At 56.3% G+C, this 22,471-nt stretch carries 16 protein-coding genes and 1 pseudogene; 11 read left to right on the plus strand and 6 right to left on the minus strand.

From position 1 onward, the window contains the following. The first annotated feature begins 18 nt into the window (after nt 1-18). Together I2D57_RS06910 and I2D57_RS06915 are read left to right on the plus strand one after the other, a co-directional pair. Nucleotides 19-3,276: an ABC transporter ATP-binding protein/permease gene (locus I2D57_RS06910; RefSeq protein WP_195361949.1), complete on the plus strand. Its 3,258-nt coding sequence runs from the start codon at nt 19-21 to the stop codon at nt 3,274-3,276. A gap of 175 nt (nt 3,277-3,451) precedes the next feature. Next, nucleotides 3,452-4,759 (plus strand): MFS transporter, encoded by a 1,308-nt coding sequence (locus tag I2D57_RS06915; protein WP_195361950.1) that lies wholly within the window; start codon nt 3,452-3,454, stop codon nt 4,757-4,759. 113 nt (nt 4,760-4,872) lie between these two features. Here the strand turns inward: I2D57_RS06915 and I2D57_RS06920 are convergent, their stop codons facing one another. Continuing rightward, nucleotides 4,873-5,406, minus strand: a complete 534-nt coding sequence (locus tag I2D57_RS06920; RefSeq protein WP_229055676.1) for a TetR/AcrR family transcriptional regulator — start codon at nt 5,404-5,406, stop codon at nt 4,873-4,875. A gap of 269 nt (nt 5,407-5,675) precedes the next feature. On the opposite strand from I2D57_RS06920, the gene I2D57_RS06925 reads away from it, so the two are divergent. The 4 genes from I2D57_RS06925 to I2D57_RS06940 all read left to right on the plus strand — a co-directional run bounded on the left by I2D57_RS06925 (nt 5,676) and on the right by I2D57_RS06940 (nt 10,781). Then, nucleotides 5,676-6,914: an agmatine deiminase family protein gene (locus I2D57_RS06925; RefSeq protein WP_148346582.1), complete on the plus strand. Its 1,239-nt coding sequence runs from the start codon at nt 5,676-5,678 to the stop codon at nt 6,912-6,914. 123 nt (nt 6,915-7,037) lie between these two features. After that, nucleotides 7,038-8,102 carry an ornithine carbamoyltransferase gene (locus I2D57_RS06930; protein ID WP_006234575.1) on the plus strand — a complete coding sequence of 355 codons (1,065 nt, stop codon included), beginning with the start codon at nt 7,038-7,040 and terminating at the stop codon, nt 8,100-8,102. A gap of 11 nt (nt 8,103-8,113) precedes the next feature. Further along, on the plus strand, nt 8,114-9,379 hold the full coding sequence (locus I2D57_RS06935) for an MFS transporter (protein ID WP_195361952.1): 1,266 nt from the start codon (nt 8,114-8,116) through the stop codon (nt 9,377-9,379). 448 nt (nt 9,380-9,827) lie between these two features. Further along, nucleotides 9,828-10,781 (plus strand): tRNA dihydrouridine synthase, encoded by a 954-nt coding sequence (locus tag I2D57_RS06940; protein ID WP_195361953.1) that lies wholly within the window; start codon nt 9,828-9,830, stop codon nt 10,779-10,781. Nucleotides 10,782-10,931: 150 nt separating this feature from the next. Here the strand turns inward: I2D57_RS06940 and I2D57_RS06945 are convergent, their stop codons facing one another. The 3 genes from I2D57_RS06945 to I2D57_RS06955 all read right to left on the minus strand — a co-directional run bounded on the left by I2D57_RS06945 (nt 10,932) and on the right by I2D57_RS06955 (nt 13,157). Next, nucleotides 10,932-11,198, minus strand: a complete 267-nt coding sequence (locus I2D57_RS06945; protein ID WP_195361954.1) for a ribbon-helix-helix protein, CopG family — start codon at nt 11,196-11,198, stop codon at nt 10,932-10,934. 834 nt (nt 11,199-12,032) lie between these two features. Then, a complete protein-coding gene (locus tag I2D57_RS06950; RefSeq protein WP_117763676.1) occupies nt 12,033-12,278 on the minus strand; it encodes a glutaredoxin family protein in 246 nt (81 codons plus the stop codon). 51 nt (nt 12,279-12,329) lie between these two features. Then, nucleotides 12,330-13,157 (minus strand): TipAS antibiotic-recognition domain-containing protein, encoded by an 828-nt coding sequence (locus I2D57_RS06955; RefSeq protein ID WP_195361955.1) that lies wholly within the window; start codon nt 13,155-13,157, stop codon nt 12,330-12,332. A gap of 140 nt (nt 13,158-13,297) precedes the next feature. Between I2D57_RS06955 and I2D57_RS06960 the strand changes: the two genes are divergently transcribed. The 4 genes from I2D57_RS06960 to I2D57_RS06975 all read left to right on the plus strand — a co-directional run bounded on the left by I2D57_RS06960 (nt 13,298) and on the right by I2D57_RS06975 (nt 18,565). Continuing rightward, nucleotides 13,298-14,035, plus strand: a complete 738-nt coding sequence (locus tag I2D57_RS06960; protein WP_229055673.1) for an SAM-dependent methyltransferase — start codon at nt 13,298-13,300, stop codon at nt 14,033-14,035. Between the two features lie 112 nt (nt 14,036-14,147). After that, complete coding sequence (locus I2D57_RS06965) at nt 14,148-15,362, plus strand: MalY/PatB family protein (RefSeq protein ID WP_195361957.1); 1,215 nt, start codon at nt 14,148-14,150, stop codon at nt 15,360-15,362. Between the two features lie 144 nt (nt 15,363-15,506). Further along, entirely contained in the window at nt 15,507-16,376 is an 870-nt protein-coding gene (locus I2D57_RS06970) for a substrate-binding periplasmic protein (RefSeq protein WP_195361958.1), read from the plus strand. Then, on the plus strand, nt 16,373-18,565 hold the full coding sequence (locus I2D57_RS06975) for a hybrid sensor histidine kinase/response regulator (protein WP_195361959.1): 2,193 nt from the start codon (nt 16,373-16,375) through the stop codon (nt 18,563-18,565). Before I2D57_RS06970 ends, I2D57_RS06975 begins: the two co-directional genes overlap by 4 nt. A gap of 69 nt (nt 18,566-18,634) precedes the next feature. Here I2D57_RS06975 and I2D57_RS06980 read toward each other — a convergent pair whose 3' ends face one another. Both I2D57_RS06980 and I2D57_RS06985 read right to left on the minus strand, forming a co-directional pair. Then, entirely contained in the window at nt 18,635-19,114 is a 480-nt protein-coding gene (locus I2D57_RS06980) for a pyridoxamine 5'-phosphate oxidase family protein (RefSeq protein ID WP_195361960.1), read from the minus strand. Between the two features lie 41 nt (nt 19,115-19,155). Further along, complete coding sequence (locus I2D57_RS06985) at nt 19,156-21,960, minus strand: ATP-binding protein (RefSeq protein ID WP_195361961.1); 2,805 nt, start codon at nt 21,958-21,960, stop codon at nt 19,156-19,158. Nucleotides 21,961-22,208: 248 nt separating this feature from the next. On the opposite strand from I2D57_RS06985, the pseudogene I2D57_RS06990 reads away from it, so the two are divergent. Then, a pseudogene (locus I2D57_RS06990) lies at nt 22,209-22,471 on the plus strand (IS110 family transposase); the annotation flags it as partial.

Consider the following 22,471-nt stretch of genomic DNA (forward strand, 5'->3'; position numbering starts at 1 on the left):
CAGGAGAGGTTGCCGTCCATGCTGGAGCTCAAAGGTATTTGCAAAAGGTACGTTACGCAGTCGTTTACGCAGGTGGCGCTCGACAGCGTGAGCCTGTCTTTTCGCGATAACGAGTTCGTGGCCATTCTGGGTCCCTCGGGTTCGGGCAAAACCACGATGCTCAACGTTATCGGCGGACTCGACCACTTTGATTCTGGCGACCTGCTGATTGACGGCATCTCGACCAAGGACTTCCGCGACCGCGATTGGGATGCCTACCGCAACAACCGCATCGGCTTTGTGTTCCAAAGCTATAACCTCATTCCGCATCAGACCATTTTGGAAAACGTGGAGCTGGCGCTCACGCTCACGGGCGTGGGGCATGCCGAGCGCCGCCAGCGTGCGCGCGAGGCGTTGGAGAAAGTCGGCTTGGGCGAGCACGTTAACAAACGCCCGAGCCAGCTTTCCGGCGGACAGATGCAGCGCGTGGCCATCGCCCGCGCCCTGATCAACGATCCCGAGATTGTGCTGGCAGACGAGCCGACCGGCGCCCTGGACTCAACGACATCCGTGCAGGTCATGGATCTGCTCAAGGACGTGGCGCGCGACCGTCTGGTTATTATGGTCACGCACAATCCCGAGCTGGCGTACCAGTACGCCACACGCATCGTCAACCTGGCGGACGGCAAGATCACCGACGATTCCGATCCTTTCGATGTCGCTGACGCCACGCGCCGCGAAGCCAAGCCTACGCGCAAAACCTCGATGAGCTTTGTGACGGCGCTGGGGCTTTCTGCCCGAAACCTCATGACCAAGAAGGGCCGCACGGCCATGACTGCCTTTGCGGGCTCGATTGGCATTATCGGTATCGCGGCGATCCTGGCGCTCTCCAATGGCGTAAACGGCTACATCAAAAAGGTCGAGGAGGATACGCTCTCGAGCTACCCGCTCACCATTTCCAAGCAGGATTACGACCTGTCGTCCATGATGGGCGGACAGGGGGCTGCGGATGATGACTCGCCTGAAAACGTGGATTCGTCCGACGACAGTGCCGGCGACAAGGCTCAGGGAAACGATAAGATTCCCGTGGTCACGGCCGTAAAGGATATGTTTGCGAGCGTTAAGTCCAACGACATGACGAGCTTTAAGGCATGGCTCGATGCCGGTGGCGACGGCATCGACAAAGAGGTCAACGCCATTCAGTACGGCTACGGTGTATCGCCGGTTGTCTATCGTGCGGGTAAGGGCGACGAGAAGCCTATCCGGTTGGTGCCCAACGCCATGACCGAGGCCATGAGTGGAGGCGCGAGCTCGGCGGCAACGGTGAGCATGGAATCCATGGGAACCTCGGTCTTTAACGAGATGATCGACGACCAGAGCCTGCTCGACAGTCAGTACGATGTCGTCGCCGGTCATTGGCCCACGTCCGCCAACGAAGCCGTAATGGTGCTCTCGAGTCGTGGCACGGTGGGTGACTACACGCTTTACAGCATCGGCGCGCTGGATATCAATGAGCTCAACGATCTGGTAAACAGCGCTATGACGGCTGACGGTGGGGTCGAAACGCCCGAGACCGGCACCGAATTTACCTACGACGATGCACTGTCCACGACGTTTAAGGTGCTGTCGCCGGCCGATGCCTATCGCAAAAACGAAGAGACCGGCATGTGGACTGACATGTCTGACGATGCCGACTTTATGACGGCCAAGGTTGCCGACGGTATCGACGTGCACATTGTGGGTGTGGTGCGACCTAACGAGACCGCCAACGCGAGCGCGTTGTCTCCGGGTATTGCCTATACGCATGCACTGACTCGCCAGCTTATGGAGCGCGCCGCCGATTCGCAGATTGTGCAGGAGCAACTCGCCCACCCCGAGACGGATGTCTTTACGGGCAAAACCTTCGACGAACTGCAAGGCGAGGCCAAGCAAGGCGTTGATCTGGGCAGCATGTTCAGTGTGGACGAGGCGGCGCTCAAGAGCGCGTTCTCGTTCGATGCTTCTGCGCTCTCGGGTGCGGCCGGCGACGGCATTGATCTTTCGGGCGTCGATCTGTCGGGCCTGGATATTGATCTTTCGGGCGTTGGCAAGGACATCGACTTTGGTGACATCATGGCCAAAGCGCCGGCTCCAGATTTCTCGGGCATCTTTGACGGCCTGGAACTCACGCCCGAGCAAATGCAGCAGGTGGGAACGCTAGCCAACCAGCTGTTTGAGAGCTTTTTGCAGTCTGATCAGTTTAGGGCGCTGTCACCCGATGATCTGAAGGACGCGTCAAAGCTTGCTGCCGCATTCTCGGCGTATCTTGAGAGTGATACGGCAGCCCAGCAAATCCTGGCCCAGCTCAAAGCGCTCGGCGGCGATGCCCTGGCCGAGCGCCTGCAGCAGGCGATGACCGACTATGTGCAAAAGCAGCTGGCTCCGTATCTGCAGCAGGCTATGGATCAGATGATGAAGTCGATCAGCGACCAGATTGCGGCGACGGTGTCAGCTCAGCTCAAGGCAGGCACGGCTGGACTTATGGACCAGATGGCGACGCAGATGTCTTCGAGTTTTGCCAACCTAGCGAGCGCTATGCGTGTGGATGCGAGTGCCTTTGCCCGCGCCATCCATTTCAACATGGACGCCGAGGACCTGAGTTCGCTCATGATGAGCTATGCCAAGGCTTCGAAGCTCACCTACGACAACAATCTGACCACGTTGGGTTATGCGGACGAGGCGGATCCCATCTCGGTCAAGATTTTCCCGCGCGACTTTGAGGCCAAGGAGCGCGTACTCGATCGCATCGATGCGTACAACAAGCAGGTCAAAGCCGCTGGCCACGATGATCGGGCAATTTTGTACACAGACTACATGGGCATCATCATGGGTTCGGTGACCGACATCGTGAACACCATCAGCTTGGTGCTCATCGCATTCGTGAGTATCAGCCTGGTGGTGAGCTCCATCATGATCGGCATCATCACGTACATCAGCGTGCTGGAGCGCAAAAAGGAGATTGGCATTCTGCGCGCGATCGGCGCGTCGAAGCGCAACGTGGCCAACGTATTCAATGCCGAGACCTTTATTGAGGGGCTTATCGCCGGTGTCTTTGCCATTGTCGTCGTGGTGGCCGTGAGCTTCCCGGTCAATGCTTGGGCGCTTGCGGCCAAACAGATACCCAATCTGATGAGCCTGCCCGTGCGGGATGCGCTAGTGCTCATCGCGATTTCGGTGCTGTTGACGGTCGTTGCCGGCCTGCTGCCTGCCCGCAGCGCATCCAAAAAGGATCCCGTGGAAGCCCTGCGCTCCGAATAATGTGACAAAGGGACAGTCCCTTTGTCACATTGAGACCCTTGCGAAATCGGGGTCTAATTACCGTTCGGCAGGTTAAGAACTCCCTCCCCCCGCTTAATGCTTGACGAAGAGTCCTCTGGTTTATATACCTATCGGTAGGCATATAGGATGTATTGCCGATAGAAATGGAGCAACCATGACTCTCACCACACCAGCCAAAAAAGATTGTCTCCGTGAAAGCGGCGCATTTGCTTGGGTCGTCGTTATTGCGCTCGGCTTAATGTCCGCCGGAACAACTGGCACATATAGCATTATTGCCGGCTCATTCGTTGCTCCAGTATGTGAAGATCTGGGCTTTGACTACACTTCTTTTTCTTTCTATTTCACCGCGATTCTTCTTGGCCTTGCGCTTGGGCTTCCGCTTTTGAGTCGCTTCATTCCAAAAGTAATCGGCAAACCATGGCATATTTGCATTGAACTCGTCCTTATTGCCGCCGGCGCCGCAATGGCGTTCTACACCGAGGTCTGGATGTTCACCGTCTCCGCCGCAGTGATCGGCATCTGCTTTTCGTTTACAACGGGCGTCTGCATGTCCGATGTCATTGACCAATGGTTCAGCAAATCGTCCGGTCTTGCCATCGGCCTCGCTTGGGGCGTTAATTCTCTCTGTACGCTGTTATTGAGTCCTGTCATTACGCTGGTCATCGAGCAGCAAGGCTGGCGTACGGGATACATCGTGCTTGCGGCCGTTTCTGCAGCTATGATTTTGCCTGCAAGCGCATTTATCATTCGCCTTAACCCCTCTGATCGCAACATGCTTCCGTACGGAGAGACCGCCTCCGAAACCCATGAGAGCTGCAGCGCCGATGAGCAGGAAGATGTTCTTTCGGGCATGGCACTCCGCGATGCCGCGAAAACGCCGTCTTTTATTCTCTGCGTCCTCTTGCTTTGCGTGGCGCAGCTCACCTGCTGCATGAACCAGCTGTTTCCAACCTATGCAAGCGAGGTCGGTTTCAATCCTATCGTAGGAAGCTTAATGGTCTCGGCAGCTTCACTCTCCGATATCTTCCTAAATCCCTTCGTGGGCAAAACATGCGACAAGCTTGGCGCTATTAAAGCAACGGTCGCATGGACAGGTGTCAGCATTCTTTCATTCCTGCTTCTTATCATTGGCGGAAGCAATGAGACCGTTTCCATCATTGCAGCTGGTGTAAACGATGTCATGTTCGCCATCGTTGGAACCGCAATGCCGATGCTTCTACTCTCGCTCTTTGGATCACGCGATTTTGGAAGGATCTATTCGATCGTTTGCTCAGCGGGCTATGTCGTCGGTGCTTTTGGAATGCCGGTCATGATGAAGGTTTACGGCATGGCGGGGTCATTCCAGGGAGTATTTATCTTCTGCATTGCCTGCAACCTTATGATTGCTGCGTTTGCTATCGTTTCCGGCTTTCTCAAAATAAGGCTGCTGAAAAGTAATAAGCGCCGATTTGCATCGGCATAGATTGCCACGCAACAGGGGTCGACTCCAAGCCAGACTGGAGTCGACCCCTGTTTTCGTTTTAAAGGTTGCCCGCAGGCACCATGGGTGCCAACATGCGCTTCAGCTTGGCTGGTTTATTTGAACATAAGCTCGACTATTCCCGCCCAAACCGCTTTTTCATCGATATCCTCACCTTGAGCGACCGTATTGCTCGCTCCCTCCAGAACGGTATAAAGAATTTGTGCGTAGAGCATCACGTCGGTACTATCGGAAAACGCGCCAATCTCTACACCATGAAGAAGGATGTCTTTAAGCGCATCCATGGTTCGTTTGGTCGCCGTCGCTTGACGTTCCTGAACTGCAGGAATTCGATTTGCTTGGACGCTAACCTCGGCCAGCACGCGCCGGCGCTTTTCATCGCTTCGATAGCCACCTATAACTGAATTGCCGAGCTCGATAAGCGCGGCCTTGAACCCGTCCCTATCGACTATTAGCGAGTAGTCGCGCTGATAGTCGATGGTCGGAAACATGCTGTCCAAGAGCGTAGTGAAAATCTCCTCTTTAGAGGGAAAGTAGTAGTACACCGACGGCTTGGATATACCGACAAAGTCGCAAATCTTTCCGATAGACGCTTTGTCATAACCGACTTCTGCCACAAGATCGTACATTGCGTCCAATATTTTTTTTCTTGTGCTCACGCTGCATTTCTCCATTGTAAATCACTTCCGCACTATCAACATTATTAAGGATGGCAACGGAACATCAATTCGTGTCCAAACATGACCACTATATACGGTGAACGGTATGTATCAGTAGGCGAGCGGCAATTATTCAAAACTATCTACCGAACGGTAGGTATAGTAGTACTATAGCAGGTGAAACCCCGCTATTGTCGCGGCCGGACAGCATCGCGGGAAACCCGACGGAAGGACCAACCATGTACGAGAACTATCGTATGCCGGGCGAGTTCGAGAAGCGCTCCAACGTCTATGTGACATGGCTTCCCGATTACATCCGTGCAGAGGGTTACGATAACCGTCAGCCCTGCGTTGACGTGATCAAGGCTCTGCTCGAGTATGGCGACGTTACGGTCAACCTCAATTGCGGTACCCCCGGCTCCTATGAGGAGGCTTGCTCGCGCCTGAAGGAGGAGGGGGTTGATCTCGATCGCATCGAGATCACGCAGTTCGAAGACTCCAACTTCTATGTCCGCGACAACGGTCCCAGCATCATGGTCGACGACAAGGGCCATTCTTATATGGTCAACCCCGCTTGGACCTATTACGGCGTGTGGGACAAGAACTCCCCGGAGTGCCAGTCCGCACGTAAGGCAGCGGTTCACATGGCGGTTGCGCTCGGTTGCTTCGATATCGTCAATTCCGAAATGGTTTCGGAGGGCGGCGACCGCGAGTTTGACGGTCACGGCACTCTGATCGCCATCGAGGACACGGAATGCCGCAAGCGTAATCCCGAGTTCACGAAAGAGGAAGTAGAGGCCGAGTATAAGCGCATCTACAACCTCAACAAGGTTATCTGGCTTCCGCAGCCTATGCTCGAGGACGACGACTATCGACTGGGCATCCTCGACGAGAAGGAAGACGGAACTCCCGTCTTTGGCATGAGCTTTGCAGCTCACATTGATGAGATGTGTCGCTTTATCACTCCGAACAAGATTCTTCTTGCCGAGGTGTCCGATGAAGAGGCAGCCTCGAGCAAGGCTGGAGCAGAGTCTCGTCGCCGCATTGAGGCAGCCTACGAGATCCTGAGCAACGAAACGGACTGGGAGGGCAAGCCCTTCGAGATCGTTCGTATGCCCACCGCCGAGCCTATTGAAGTCGTTATCGCCCCTGGCGATGAAGATTACGAGCTCTATAAGGGCTTCATCGACGAAATGGGCGGCAAGTTTATGGATGGCACCCCCTGGCCCGAGGGCCCCGTCCACTTCTACGCCGCAGCGAGCTACTGCAACTTCCTGATTTGCAACGGCGTCGTTCTTGGCCAGCGTTATTACCACGAGGGCATGAGCGAGGTCGTGAAAGAGAAGGATGAGCAGGCCAAGGCAGTTCTTGAGAGCTGCTTCCCCGATCGCAAGGTCATCATGATTGATTCCCTCGCGCTTAACCTGTCCGGCGGCGGCGTGCACTGCTGGACTAAGGACGTGGCGGCCAGTCGTTAGTGAGCCTTAGAGCCTGCGCTCTTTGGCTTAGGCACCACATGTACCGCTCCCCGAGGGATATCCGTGTTTTCCTCGGGGACACATTCAACAATAATTTTGATAATAATTCGAAAGGAAATAGGCATGAACAACAGCCTCCGCGGTCGCGACTACATCAACATCCATGATCTCTCCTCCGAGGATTTCCGCTATCTCATCGATCTTGCCTGGAACCTTAAGGCTCAGAAGAAGTCTGGTGTCGACCAGCGCTACTTCCCCGGAAAAAACGTCCTCGCCAACTTCGAGTGGGGCTCGACCCGTACTCGTTGCGCATTCGAGACCTCCTGCAATGATTTGGGCATGGGCTTCACTTATCTGACCAACTCCCACATGGGTGACTGCGAGACCGTCAAGGATGCCATGCGCGTCTTTAACGGCATGTACGATCTCATCGTCTACCGCGCACAGAAGGACGAGCAGTTCCTCTATGACGTCGCCGACCTGGTTGACATCCCGGTCATCAATGCCCTTACTCTCGGCGATCACCCGACTCAGATGCTCGCTGACGCTCTTACGATGGAAGAGCAATGGGGCGGTCTGCGTACGAGCCGCGGCAAGAAGATGGCTTTCGTTGGCAACTGCGCCGGCGCCCCAGTGTGGTATGGCCGTCTGTGCGCTATGCTCGACATGGACTTCCTCGCCATCGGCCCCGACGACCTCCGTCATCAGATGTGCAAGGAAATGATCGAAGAGGTGGAGGCCTGCTACGCCAAGTACGCTCCCAATAGGACCTTTACCATCACCTCTGACCTCGATGCCCTGGATGGCGTTGACGTTATCGTTACCGAGGAGTGGCGCTACATCAACCCCGAGTGCGGCGAAGAGGTTCTGGATCCCGACGACTACAACTCCTGGTTGGGCGATGCCGAGTCTCTGTACCCCTATCGCGTCACCAGCGAGCTGTGCAAGCGCACCAACAATCCCGACATCTTCTGCATGCATGAGCTTCCCTCTGTCCACAACGCGGATCACCGTGTTGGCAAGATGCTCCTCGACCAGTGCAAGAACGACCTTCATCGCGAGATCATCACCGAGGGTTTCGAGATTGCCGACGAGTGCTTTGAGGCCAACGCTTCGGTCATCTTCCGTGAGGCAGAGAACCGTCAGCACACCATCAAGGCCGTTATGTGTGCCCTTCTGGGTCTCTAGGAGCTGCGTCAATGGAAAATGCAAAGTTAAAGAGCAGCAAGGTTTACGCATGGGTTCTCGTAATCGCGCTCGGCCTTATGTCTGCCGGCACGACCGGATCCTATAGCGTCATCGCGGGCTCCTTCGTCGCACCCGTGTGCGAGGAGTTCGGGTTTGACTATTCCATCTTCTCGTATTACTTCACCGCAACGCTCATTGGTCTTGCGGCAGCTCTTCCGTTTGTCGGAAAACTCATTCCCAAGGTCGTTGGCAAGGTTTGGCTCCCCGTTGTCGAGCTTATTTTGCTCGCTGCCGGCGCAGGCATGGCCTTCTACACCGAAGTCTGGATGTTCATCGCCGCTGGCGCCCTGATTGGCGTTTGCTTCGCCTTCACCACCGGCGTCGCTATGTCCGACGTTATTGACCAGTGGTTCAAAAAATCTGGTGGCCTGGCAATCGGTCTCGCTTGGGCAGTGAACTCGATTTACATGCTCATCATGAGTCCCGTCATCACCTCTGTCATCGAGGTCGCTGGCTGGAGAACTGGTTATCTGGTGCTCGCCGGTGTTTCCGCAGTGCTCATTCTCCCAGCTTCCATTCTGATCATCCGCTACAAGCCTCAGGACAAGGGCATGCTGCCCTATGGCTACGTCGAGGGCGAGACGGTCATCGAGACCGAGGAGACGACCGAGGATAGCACGCGTGGCGTTAGCTATGCGCGCGCCATTAAGTCGCCTGCCTTCTTCTTCTGCATCGGCTTCCTCTGTCTCGTTCAGCTCACTTGCTGCATGAACCAGCTCTTCCCGACGTATGCTTCCGAGGTTGGTTTTAGCCCCATGGTGGGCGGCTTCATGGTATCCGCTGCATCGCTCTTCGATCTGTTCCTCAATCCGATCGTCGGCACCACTTGCGATAGGTTCGGCAGCACGAAGGCCATTCTGGGCTGGCTCGCTGTCTCCATCCTCTCCTTTGTCATGCTCATGATGAGCAGCGGCAACTCGACGCTCAGCATCCTCGCAGCAGGCGTGAACGACGTAATGTACGTCATCGCTGGCACTGCCCTGACCGTTTTGGTTATGGATGTCTTTGGCTCCCGCGATTTCGGTCGCATCTTCGCGCTGATCTGCTCCGTGGGCTATATCGTCGGTGCCTTTGGCATGCCCGTTATGATGAAGGTCTATGAGCTTGTCGGCTCCTTCCAGGGCGTCTTCATCTTCTGCATCGCATGCAACGTTATTATCGGCCTGTTCTTGCTGCTGGCAAAAAAGACTGGTAAGAACCTCTCCTGGGACGAATAGTTCGATTCGTCTTAGACATACGCTGTAGGGCTTAACCTGCAGCCGCTTTGGGGCATCGACTAACATCGGTGCCCTTTTTCATCGAATGTGACAAAGGAGCAGCCACTTTGTCACATTGAGTGGCATGTAAATCGAGGTCTAATACTTTTCCGAGAAGTGAACGAGTCAAAATGGACCTCCGAAGCGTCGACACTTTTGAGATGCAATTTCCTGCGGTTTTACCAGCAAAATCCTGCGGTTTTGACGTCTAAAAATGTCGATGCTTCGGGGGTCCAAAAACGGTCGTTCACTTCTCGGAAAAGTATTAGACCTCGTTGTATGGGGTGCGGCTGGAGGGTGGTCATCGTTCAGTAGCTACCTCTTCCTTGTGAATCGCCTGAAGCACAAGGCATAATGCATGTGACAAAGGGACGGCCCCTTTGCCTCATTGATTTGAGAGTAGATGTTGATGATTCTATCGTTGGCCCCTATGGAGGGGATTACCGGGCATGTGTTCCGTCGCGTGCATGCGGAGTGCTTCGGTGCGCTCGATTGCTATTACACGCCGTTTTTGCCGCCGCCGCGGGTGGGAAACCGCTTTGGCGGCAAGGCGTTTAAGGAGATTGATCCTGCCAATAACCAGGAGCTCAACGTGGTGCCTCAGCTGATGTCCAAGAACGCGGACGAGTTTGTGTGGGCGGCACAGGTGTTCGCCGGCATGGGCTATCGCGAGGTCAATCTCAACTTGGGTTGCCCTTCGGGAACGGTTGTCGCCAAGGGCAAGGGCTCGGGTTTCTTGCGCAATCTCGACGAGCTCGAGGCGTTCTTAAGCGATGTGTGCGAGCGGTCGCCGTTGCCGGTATCGGTAAAGACCAGGCTGGGGTTGGAACGCGATGACGAGTATGAACGTGTGCTCGATCTGTATTGCCGCATGCCGTTGGCAGAGCTGATTGTGCACCCGCGCGTACAGAAGGACCGTTATACGGGCTCGCCGCGCAAGGAGTTTTACGGCGAGACGCTGGAACGTGCGCCGTTTCCGGTGGCCTATAACGGCGACATTTTCGATCTTGAGGATATGGACGCGCTGGCGGAGGCCTATCCCGACACGCGCCATGTAATGCTAGGGCGTGGCCTGCTCGCGAACCCCGCGCTGGCTCGCATGGTTAAGGGCGGTCCTGCTGCCACGGCAGCCGAACTGCAGCGTTTCCACGACACGCTGTTTGCGGTCTATGCAGAAGAGATTGGCGGCAACGCGGTCTTTCGTATGAAGGAGTGGTGGTTCTACGCCAAGTGCGCTTTCGCCGACCCCGCTACCGTTCACAAGCTCGTACGTAAGACCAAAAAGGTCGACGAATACCGCGCCGCCGTCGAGCGGGTCTTTCGCGAGCAGCCACTCGCACCCATAGCTCGCTTCCGCGGCTAGTTAGACATCGGGGACGTTCTTTAACGACTAGTCATTTAAGAACGTCCCCAATGACTATGTTGCAAAAGCTGTACGTCAGCATCCAAAGATGTCGAAAGATGTCGACTTTGGATGCTGGCGTATATGTTTGGGTCGGCGGGGGAGTTGAGTCTAGGCAATCATTGCATCGAGCGTGATGAGCTCCCTGAGTCGCTCCGTGCGTGTTTGCCCATGGCGCTTTGCTTTTGCATCAAAGGCTTCAAGGACCGATTCACCCACACGTGCGGATAAAACAACGCTTGGCTCGTCAGAAATCGGCGGTCTTCCCAGCTTGATGGTGCGACCCTTCGGCCACTCATCTTTTTCGTATGCCTCCGCGGCCTTTTCCAACTCTCCGGGGGCAAATCCGATCATCTTTTCGAGTTGCTTAGCGTCCATAGCGCCTCCTATCGATTGGCATAATGTCGAGCGCTGGTTGTCGGAATCTCTTTTTGTATACAGTTTTGTAGACAAAAATACAAGCAGCTTATCAAGCTAATTAGCTTGTTTTGACTATTTTTTTCGATAGGAAATGAGCGTCGATGGCTTCGATATTTCTTCATTTTTCAGTTTGGAACATGAGCGCTCATTGAACTTGCAGAGGGGGGCACTTTAACAAACTATCGAGATTCTGGCCAGGAGCTTTCACTGGTCTTCGGTGGTGAGACCAGCTTAATTCGCGACACAGTGTGTCGCGAATGGGAGTAGTCGTTAGGTGTCCTTCAATGGCTACTCATATAAGAACGTCCAAGTGCCGGATTTTGTCATTTAGTGTCGTTCTCAGCGACTATTCTGGAGGGTCGTGGTCAAAAAAGGGCAAATATGAGTACTGTTGCCATTATGGTTGCATTTATTTTGCTATAAATAGCGGCTCCTGATGAGATTTGTTCCCATTAGGGGCTACTTTTATTGAACATATGAGGAGAAATAACGTCGCCTGCGGACGAGTGGAACGTTGAATAGTTCCTGAAGTGATCAAAATCGCTGCTACTAAACAGGTAGCAGTACTCATATTTGCCCTTTTTTGACCACAGCCCTCTCGGAAACCTTTCCAGAGGCGTCAAACAGCCATAATCCAAAGGTCTCCTCAAACAATTAGCCGGCTAAGAGCGTCCATGACTACCAAAAAGCTGTACGCCAGCATCCAAAGATGTCGAAAAATGTCGACTTTGGATGCTGGTGTACATGTTTGGGTCGTATGGGTTGGGGCCCTGGACGGACAGAGCGTGCGTACTAGAGCAGGTTTTCCTGCACCCACGCGATGATGTCGCTCGATTCGTAGAGTGGTTTGCCGTCGATGAACAGGCAGGGAACCTGGCGTTTTCCGCCGACGGCGATGAGTGTCTGTTCGGCATCGGAATCGGTCGAGATATTGCGCTCGGGAATGGTCACGCCGTTATCGGCCAAAAAGTGCTTGACCTTTAAGCAATACGGGCAGCCGGTCATAACGTACAGCGCGAGCTCGTGATTAGTAGCCATAGGTCTCCAATCGGTTGAGGTTTTGATTGAAATACCCAAAGCCGCCGCGGTCTATGCGCGCGTCAACGAAGACTCGATGGCCTGGACCAGAAACGCCGTGGCTCCGGTGGCGCAGGGCTTGTCGTAGTAGTCAACAAAGCGCTGGTCGGCGAGATAACCGTGGGCGAGGCCCAGGTACGCCTCGTCTTGGGGCTCGCATCCCCAGTTGAGAGCAATCCAGTGACGATGCATCGCGACAAGCTTACGAGCCTCGTTGCTCTCTGGGTCGCCAATGCCCATGGCAATCGAGAGCTGGCCCAGAATAGCGCGTTCAAGTTCCTTCATGTCGCTCCATGTCTGAGGGTCCATGTCCAGCAACGCTTCGTTTGCTGCATCGATAGCCTCATCGCCGTAGCGCGCCCGCGCCTCGGCACCGTAGCGCGCCTCGTTTTCCTGCACGGTGCGCCAGCGCTCCAGTTGCGGCAGGACGGCGCCCATGAGCGAGACGGCTTCGTCGAGCGACATGCCGGTGTTTTGCGCCAGCCGCGGGGTACAATCCTCAATCATCGCCTCCATGGTGGTGTCGTAGGTGTACTTGCCGTGGTCGTAGCACCACTTGCAGTAATGGTCGGTCGTGGCGCCCGTGGCGTCGGTGCCGCAGTCGTCGGGCGTGAGTATCATGCCGCAGCTCTGGCAATAATGCTCGGGCATTTCGAGCAGGTGGGGCAGCGGCTCTCCGGTTACGGCGGCAATGAGCTTCATCATGTCGACACCCGGGGTGACTTCGCCGCGCTCCCAACGGCTGACGGCTTGGCGTGTGACGAAGAGCTTGGCGGCGAGCTGCTCTTGGGTAAGGTGATGGGCGCGACGGATGGCAATGAGCTTTTCTGCAAAGGCCATAGCGGCTCCTTTCTGCTGGTTGGTGGCTTAAGCATACGCGGCGGCTGGCTCCCCTCCAAGCAACCGTTGGTTGCACGACGGGGGCCGCGACAAAGAATTGCGCGCAACGCCCCACGCCTCCATGCCGTACAATGACCGGCATGGAACCTATTGCACACATACATACCGATCTGCCGCAGAAGTTCGGCATTCCGCGCAACAGCTTTTTGGCGCCTCATCTGCAGGGACACATCGTTTTTGAGCCGGAATTTGCCTCCAATGCAGCGGTTGAGGGTCTGGACTCCTTCTCTCACCTGTGGCTGCTGTGGCGCTTCGAAAACGGAACGCCCGGCGGCACAGCAAACGACATAGCTGCCGATGCCAAGTCGCAGGACAGGTCCGGCACCAACGCAAAATGGTCGAAGACCGTGCGCCCGCCGCGTCTGGGCGGAGCCGAGCGCGTGGGCGTGTTTGCCACGCGCAGTCCGTTTCGCCCTAATCCCATTGGGCTCACCTGCGTCAAGCTCGATCGTGTCGAGCTCACTGACGATGGCCCCATCATCCATGTGCTGGGGGCCGACCTGCGCGATGGCACGCCCATCTACGATATCAAGCCTTACATTCCATTTGCCGACTGTCACCCGGATGCGACGGGCGGCTGGATTGAGGATGCTCCGTGGCAAGAGCTCGATGTTGAGTTCCCGCAAGCGCTGCAGGATATGGTCCCGCCCGCAAAGCTCCCCGGCTTGGTCGAGGTCCTTCGCCAAGATCCACGCCGCGCAGGCAGCAAGCACGAGCCAAACCGCGTTTATCACTTGGCTTACGCCGGGCTCGACATATCGTTTGCGGTCGATGAAACCCAGCTAACCGTAGTTGCCGTCAACGACGCGCAAGACTAACCAGCCATTCGTCCGTACCCGTCAAATTAAGCGCCAAACCCCGCGCCAAAACCGCCCACGCTGGTGGACAATAACGCCTACCAAAACAATCAACTTTGCACGGGAGTCCAGCATGAAATACGACTTCACTTCAATCATCGACCGCCACGGCATGGACTCCATTGCCGTTGACTCTTGGGGTGAGATCCCCGGTATGGCTCCGAATGCACCCGACGAGGGCTTCGACCGCATTCCCATGTGGGTGGCCGACATGAACTTTGCCACGGTGCCCACGGTCCAGGAACACATCATTCAGCGTGCCCAGCACCCCATGTTTGGCTACTTCAATCCGCGTCCCGAGTACTTCGATCGCATCATCGAATGGCAGAGCCGCCGCAATGGCGTCGAGGGTCTGGCACTTAAGCATATCGGCTACGAAAACGGCGTGCTGGGCGGTGTCGTGTCGACGCTGCGCGCGTATGTCCAGCCGGGCGATGCGGTGCTGGTCCACAGCCCCACCTACATCGGCTTTACCAAGTCCATCGAAGCCGTGGGCTATCGCATTGTCCACAGCCCGCTTAAGCTCGACGACCAGGGCGTGTGGCGCATGGACTTTGAGGACATGGAGCGTAAGCTCGCCCAAAACCACATTCATGCCGCGGTGTTCTGCTCGCCGCACAATCCCTGCGGCCGCGTATGGGAGCGTGACGAGATCGAGCGCGCCATGGACATCTATCGCCAGCACGATTGCGTGGTGATCTCGGACGAGATTTGGTCCGATATCATCCTGCCGGGTCACAAGCATATCCCGACGCAGTCGGTGAGCGAGGATGCCCGCATGCGCACGGTTGCCCTCTATGCGCCCAGCAAGACGTTCAACCTGGCGGGCCTGGTCGGCAGCTACCACATCATCTATAACGAGACGCTGCGCGACCGCGTGTGCGCCGTGTCCGACAAGACCCACTACAACGAGATGAACGTCCTCTCTATGCATGCGCTTATCGGTGCCTACCAGCCGCAGGGCTACGAGTGGGTGGACGAGCTCAACCAGGTGCTTGCCGGCAATATCGAGTACTTCTGCAATTACGTGGACGAGCATTTTGAGGGCGTGTCCTATTCGCGTCCGCAGGGCACGTACATGGTGTTTCTGGACTGCACCGAGTGGTGCCGCGAGCATGGCCGCGATATTCAGTGGCTGCTCGACGAGGGGGCGCGCGTAGGCGTGGGATATCAGGACGGCCGCCCGTTCCACGGGCCCTGCCACATTCGCGTGAATCTGGCACTGCCGCTTTCGCGCGTAAGGGAAGCGTGCGACCGCCTGGACCGCTACGTTTTTAATGCACGGTAAGCGTGCGCTGCATGCGGGGTCTTCTGCCAAGTCGGCCGGAAGGCCCCGCATGGTAAAACGTCTGTAACCATTGGGTACTCGTGTGGTTTTGTTTGCTATTATCTTTAACCATTTCAGTCTGTAAACAGGATCGTCTGGAGTTCGATGAAAAGACCCCGTCGCTCGGCTGCCATTTCGTTGTTTGTCGCGCTTGCGGTGGCGAGCGCCTTTGTCATAGCGATGGCCGGCTGTTCCGGGCACAATGACGAAGCCTCGACGCCAGCATCAAAAGCCCCGGACGCCTCGCAGGCCAAAGACGACAACCTTAAGACGCTCAACGTCGGCAGTGACCTCTATCCACCGTTTGTGTATACCGACGAGTACGGCGATATCGTTGGCCTGGATGTCGAGATATTAACCGAGGCTTTGGCCCGCATTGGTTATAAGCCAAAATACCAGCTGATCGACTGGGAAAAGAAGAAAGAGCTGCTGGCGAGCGGCGAACTCGATTGCGTCATGGGCAGCTTTAGCATGACGGGTCGCGAAAACGAATATCGTTGGGCCGGCCCGTACCTTGCGAGCCGCCAGGTGGTCGCGGTCGATCCCCAGAGCGATATCTACACGCTTGCCGATCTTGAGGATAAGATCGTGGCGGTTCAGTCCACCACCAAGCCCGAGGGCATTTTGCTCAATCGCACAAATGAAAACGTTCCGCAGATCAAGGAGCTCTACAGCTTTTCGGACGGTTCATATCTGAACCCGGCGCTCGTCGAGGGCCTGGTCGACGCTGTCGCCGCGCATGAGTCCTCGTTCCTCACCTACGAAAAAGACTATGGTGTGACATATCGCATTTTGGATGAGCCGCTGCTAAAGGTTGGTTTGGGCACCGCTTTCGATATCAACGATACGCGCGGCATCGACGTCAAGCTCACTCATGCCTACCAAGAAATGCTTGCCGATGGCACCATGGAACGTCTGGTGTCAAAGTACTTTGATGACCCTTCGCCATTTTTGAATATGGAGGGCCTGTCATGATCGATGCGCCCGACCACGCCGCTCAGAAGCGGGACAATCGTTCGACAGGGGCATGGCTCCTTGTCGCTCTGCTGGGGATAGCGCTCTCGGTTGCTGCCGGCATGATGAGCTACGGTTACACGACGGCCCAAGCCGAGCAGCGCTTTGCCGACGTTGTCGATTACGTGGCGACGCAGAGCCTTTCCTACGACGCGTTCAACAGCGCCTATGCGACCAAAAACCTGATTCGCGTTATGGAGATTGCCGGAGAGGCTGCTCGCGATATGGAGCGCGACGGTTCGGTGGATAACGCCATGCTGGAGCAATACGCCGACCAGTTCAACGTGAGCGCGCTGATTGTGACGGATGCATCGGGCAATTTGGTGTCCGAGTCCTCGACGGGCGATGTGGACTACGGGTCGCTCGCTACGTATCTCAAGGAAGCGCCCGTGCTGGAGGTGGCAACTCATCCGCTTAAGTCCTATACCGCCCGCATTACGCTTTCGGATGATTCGGTTGCAGACATTGGTTGCGTGACCCGGCGGGATGGCGAGGGTATCGTTATCGCGGTAAGGCATCAGAGCGCGAAGGCGGTTGCAAGCAATACGCTCAAACTGCAGAGTCTGCTCGAAGGCTATGAAACCATCGATAGCGGCAATATCGTGATCGAAAGCGACGGCAAGGTCGTTGCGACCAATGCCGTTGAACCCACCGTATTGGGCGTGTTCGATCTGCCTGCGACGGATGTCTTCATTGTCGACGGTATTAAGGATCGATGCCTGGCTGGTAAGGTCAGATTGGTTAACGCCGACGGCGAGTGGTATTTGGGCACATTTGGAAAAGCGCACAAATTCTATGTGTACACCTATGCCTCGGCGCAGCGCTACTTTGAGGTCGTCGCGGCTGCTGCTGTCGGCGTGCTGGTGCTCTACAGCGGTGTTATAGCCACTGTTGTGACGGTACGCCGCCGCGCCGATCGTCGACGTTTGACGGATTTGCTGCAGCAGGAACGCGACTATGGCGACAAGCTGGCAAAGGCAGCGCGCGAGGCCTCGTCTGCCAACTCTGCAAAGACGGAGTTTCTGCGTCGCATGAGCCACGATCTGCGCACGCCCATCAACGGCATTCGCGGCATGGTTGAGGTCGGCGATGCCAATGCGGACGATTTGCAAAAGCAGACCGATTGCCGCTCAAAGATCTGGACGGCATCGGGACTGTTGCTTGACCTTGCAAACGAGGCGCTCGATATGAGCCGCCTGGAGAGCGGGCAGGTCGACCTGGACCTCGTGCCCACAAATTTGGTGGCGCTCACCCGCGAAGTGCGCGATATTCTGGAGCGCCAGGCCGAGGAGCGTGTGGTGACAATTATCTGCGACCAGCAGACGCTTGATCATCCCTATGCTCGGGTGAGCGTGACGCATCTCAAGCGCTTATTGGTCAATATTGCCGGTAATGCCGTCAAGTACAACCGTCGGGGCGGCTATGTTCGGCTGGCGTGCCGCGAGGTGGAGCCAGTGAATGGCGTCCCTGTCTATGAATATACGATCGCCGATAACGGTATTGGTATGAGCGAGGAGTTCCAACAGCACCTCTACGAGCCGTTTTGTCGCGAGGAGCAACAGGTGGAAGGCGCTTCATCGGGAACCGGCTTGGGCGCGCCTATCGCAAAACAGCTGGTCGAGCTTATGGGCGGAACCATGAGCTTTACGAGCACCTTGGGGCAGGGGACGACGTTTACCATCCGTCTGCCGTTTGAGAAGTGCGAGCGCTCCGAGATTCCTCAGGATGTGCGCGTGGACGCGGGCGACGGCGCTGCGCTCCAGGGCTTGCGTGTTTTGCTCGTAGAGGATAACGACCTGAATGCCGAGATTGCACAGTTTACGCTCGCCCGCGCCGGTGCCGTCGTGACGCATGCCAAGGATGGTGAGTCTGCCGTCGAGATGTTTGCCGCGAGCGCGCCGCATGAGTACGACGTGGTGTTGATGGACATCATGATGCCCGGTATCGATGGCCTTGAGGCTACGCGTCGAATTCGAGCGCTCGATCGCGAGGATGCCGCGACTACGTCGATCATCGCCGTGAGCGCCAACGCCTTCGCCGACGACCGCAGACTTTCGCGCGAGGCGGGCATGAACGCGCACCTGAGTAAACCCGTGAGCTCGCAGGAGCTCGTTGAGGCGCTTGCGAACATAGCCGCCAACGTTTCATAAGCATATGGCCCGGTTCCCATGCTGGTCGGAACCGGGCCATATTGCTATTTGCGAGACCTGCTTCTGGGCTTACTTTTCATGTATCTGCTTGCCGCACAGATGTTCAATCGAAATCTCATAGAGTTGGACGCCCTTGATGTCTTTGGCGATTTCCTCCTCGACTTCTTCGGCAGAAGGGTAGTACTTAAGGGCGAGCTGACGGACTTTGTCCTCGACATACGCGGGAGTGTCATTCGCCAGGCGACAACGGCCAAAGACGACGGTACTCATAACGTAGGGAGCCCAGTCATCGTCCTTGTACCACTCGTTTCCGTAAACGGTAAAGCAGACCTTGTCATCGCGCTTGAGTGCGTCGACCTTGTGGCCGGCTTTGGCGCCATGGAAATAAATCTTGTCGTGCTCGGCGTCGAAGAAGTAGTTGACGGGAATGGCGTACGGGTAGCCATCGTCGCCGTTGACGGCAAAGACGCCGCGCTTGCAGGTGGCGAGCAGTTCGCGCGCTTCTTCGTCAGTGATGGCGCGTTTCTTTCGACGTAAGGGCCTAAACATCGTTGGCTTCCTTTCTGCTGCGTATGGTTGTTGAGCACAAACTATAGCGAAACGGATCCGTTTTTCTTGATGCGGGCGAGTATGTTTTTGAGCTTGTTAAAGTCGAGCGGTTTGGACAGATGGGCGTTCATGCCGGCGTCGTGTGCCGCCTTGGCGTCCTCGGCAAAGGCATTGGCGGTGAGCGCGATGATGGGGATATCGGCTGCATCGACCTTCTCGCTCAGACGAATCGCGCGGGTTGCCTCGTAACCGTCCATGTCCGGCATCATAATGTCCATCAGGATCGCATCGAAGCTGCCGGCGGGACGGCCAACGTATAGGTCGACCGCTTCGTTGCCATCGGCGGCGCGAGTTACGACAATGCCTTCGCTTTCGAGCAGCGCCTGGGCAATCTCGGCATTCAATTCGTTGTCTTCGGCGAGCAGCACGTTCATGTTGGCAAGCGAGCAGTCGAGCGCCTTCTCGACCGTATCCGTCCGCGCCTGGGGGTTCTTGTCGATATCGAGCGGAATTTCCACGTAGAACGTGGTGCCCACATGGAGCTCGCTGGTGACTTCGATGGTGCCGCCCATCAGTTCAATAAGCGACTTGACGATTGGCATGCCCATGCCGGTTCCTTGGAACTTGCTGCGCGCATCGTCACCTTCTTGGGCAAACGGCTCATAGATATGCTTTAAAAACTCGGGAGCCATGCCAATGCCGGTATCCGAAACGCTAAAGCAAAAGAGCGCGCGCCCGTTATCGAGTGGCTTGGTCTTTGAACTAAAGGTGACGGAGCCGCCGTGCTTGTTGTACTTAATGCTGTTGTCTAACAGGTTGATCATGATCTGTCGGATATGGGTGGGACTGCCGATCATGTATGGCCCCGTGGCGTACGGCAGACTATTGTCCTGCATTGTGATGCCGTTACTGGACGCGCGGAGCTTGCACAGCACTAGCGTATCGTCACAGAGCTCTTTGAGGTTAAAAGGCACATGCTCCAGTGTTAGCTTGCGGTCTTCGATTTTGCCCATCTCGAGGATGTCGTTGATCAGCGAGAGCAGGTGATTGGCGGCAACGCGCGCCTTGGCACGGCTCTCGCGGGCGACTTGCATATCGCCTTCCTTCAATTCCTCGATCTCGATAAGGCCCAGGATACCGTTGAGCGGCGTACGGATGTCGTGGCTCATGCGCGTGAGGAATGCCGTCTTAGTGGCGTTGGCAGCATCGGCTTTTTTGCGCTCGGTTCGAGCGCGCACGAGCGCCCAGATGAGCAGGACGATGCCGACCGACAACATACCGATGAGGGTAGCTGCAATGGCGGTGCGGTTGCGATAAAGGAATTGAAGCGTGTTGGATTCCTGGGCCGTGTACGACGTGGAGGAGAAATTGCTTGCGGAGAGCGATTCTCCGGCATTGATGATGCCCTTGTTGATGATTCCCAACAGCTCGGGTTTTCCGCGCGAAATCCAGCACGAGATCTCACAGGTGTCAGGGAGCTCGGTCGTCTCGCAGTCCTCGAGATCGTAACGGTCACCGATGGTTTTTACGCGTGAACTGGGAGCGACGATGCAGTGCGCCGTTCCCTTCCCGAGGGCGTCGAACGCTTCATCGTCGGATTGGTATTCGGTTACGGTCGCTGTGGGGAACAGACTTTCAAGTGCATTTTTGTTGACAAACGATGATTTGGTACAGGCGATGTTCTGAAGGTCTTTGTTCAGGTTGCTGCCGGTGTGGATGGCGGTGAGGGATATGGTCCCCAACGATATCGACTGCACAACGCCTGTTTGCTCGGCAAACCAGTAATCTCGGTATACCGGCAGCGCAACGTCTATGCTTTCCTTTGACAGGGCCTTTGACATCATCTTGTAGCTATCAAAGGCGACGGTTTTGACCGTAATGCCAAATTTATCGTGTAGCGTCGTCGCAAGCGATGCGAGCGAGCCTTCCATTTCGCCGTCTTCGTTCTCGTTGCAGTAGGGGAGTTTGCCCGTAATGTAGCCGAGCGTGATGGTGTTGTCATTTGCTTTGAGCCAGGAACGTTCGGGTCCGTTGAGCGATGATGAGCCGCTGTTTTGGGTCGAGTAGTGAGATTTTACTTCGTCGTTATAGCGTGGGTTGACGCGGGCGATTGCCGTCATGGCAGCATTGATGTCGTCCATCAGGTCGGGGCGGCTTTTGGGAACGGCAAAGTAGTAGTCGTTCGAACCAATGTAGAACATGGGGGGGGCATTGGGCGACGAGATTGTGTCGTTCATGATGACGGCATCGACTTCGTCGTTTGCGAGCGCGTCAAAGAGATCGGATCCTCCGTCATACTCCTTGTATGTGCAGGCGATTCCTTCGCTGGCGAGCCATTGCTGGCCAACGAAGGTTTGCATGACGTCGGGGTTGCAACCGATAGTGAGACCCTGGAGTGCTTGAGGGTCACCCTTTGCAAGGTCGTCACGGTCGGGCCTGGCGTAGATGTAGTAGCGCTCGGTGCCCTCGGGGTTCGAGGAAAAGAGCAGCTTTTGGGCACGTTCCTCGGAGTAGGAGATGTTGGGCATGAGGTCGATCTCGCCTGCCTCGAGCATGTCCATAAGCTCGGTGAAGGTGCCGGAGACGTATTCGTACCGCCAGCCGGACGTGTAGTACGACAGGGTCTGGAGGTACTCGTAACCCCATCCCGAGAGACGCTCGCCGGGGGTGCCGTCCTGGAAGCCCTCGTTGCTGACGAGCCAGCCGACGCGGACCGTTTTGACTTGCTGACTAGAGTCATCGGCAAAAGCCTGGACAGGCGCGATAGAACTTAGTACGGCAAGCGCGGCAAGCACAATGGCCAGAGCGCGATATATAACTGAACGAAGGACAGTGGCAGCTCGCACATGCAATCCTAACGAATCGAGACATAACTACATAAGGATACCAGCTCAGCCTGCCCAGCCGGCAGCAGCACCGCTAAACGATTCCGCCCGGCAGTTGGGGACAGTCCCTTTCTGCCGGCACAGACGATATGAGCAGGACATAAAAACATTGAGAGCCCCTGCTGCATGAAAGACCGCGGATTAGGCCGACAATGGTGAGTGTCTAATCCAACCGCGGCGGCCACGCCGCATTCATGGAAGGGGCTCCCATGCTCGATACTACTACCTTCATCGGCCTCGACGTCCACGCCCGCTCGATAAAGGCCGTCTCCCTCGACGTCATGACCGGGGAGGTACGTGCCGCGACCTTCGGCTACGACGCCGGGGCAGTCGCGGAGTGGGTCCGTTCCGTGGACCCCAGGGCCAGGTGCGTGTACGAGTCCGGGGTCACGGGCTTCGACCTGCAGAAGAGGCTCTCCGGCCTGGGGGTCGACTGCGTGGTCGGCGCCGTCTCGAAGATGATCAAGCCCAG

It is taken from the genome of Collinsella aerofaciens (assembly GCF_015553355.1).
Taxonomy (GTDB): domain Bacteria; phylum Actinomycetota; class Coriobacteriia; order Coriobacteriales; family Coriobacteriaceae; genus Collinsella; species Collinsella aerofaciens_V.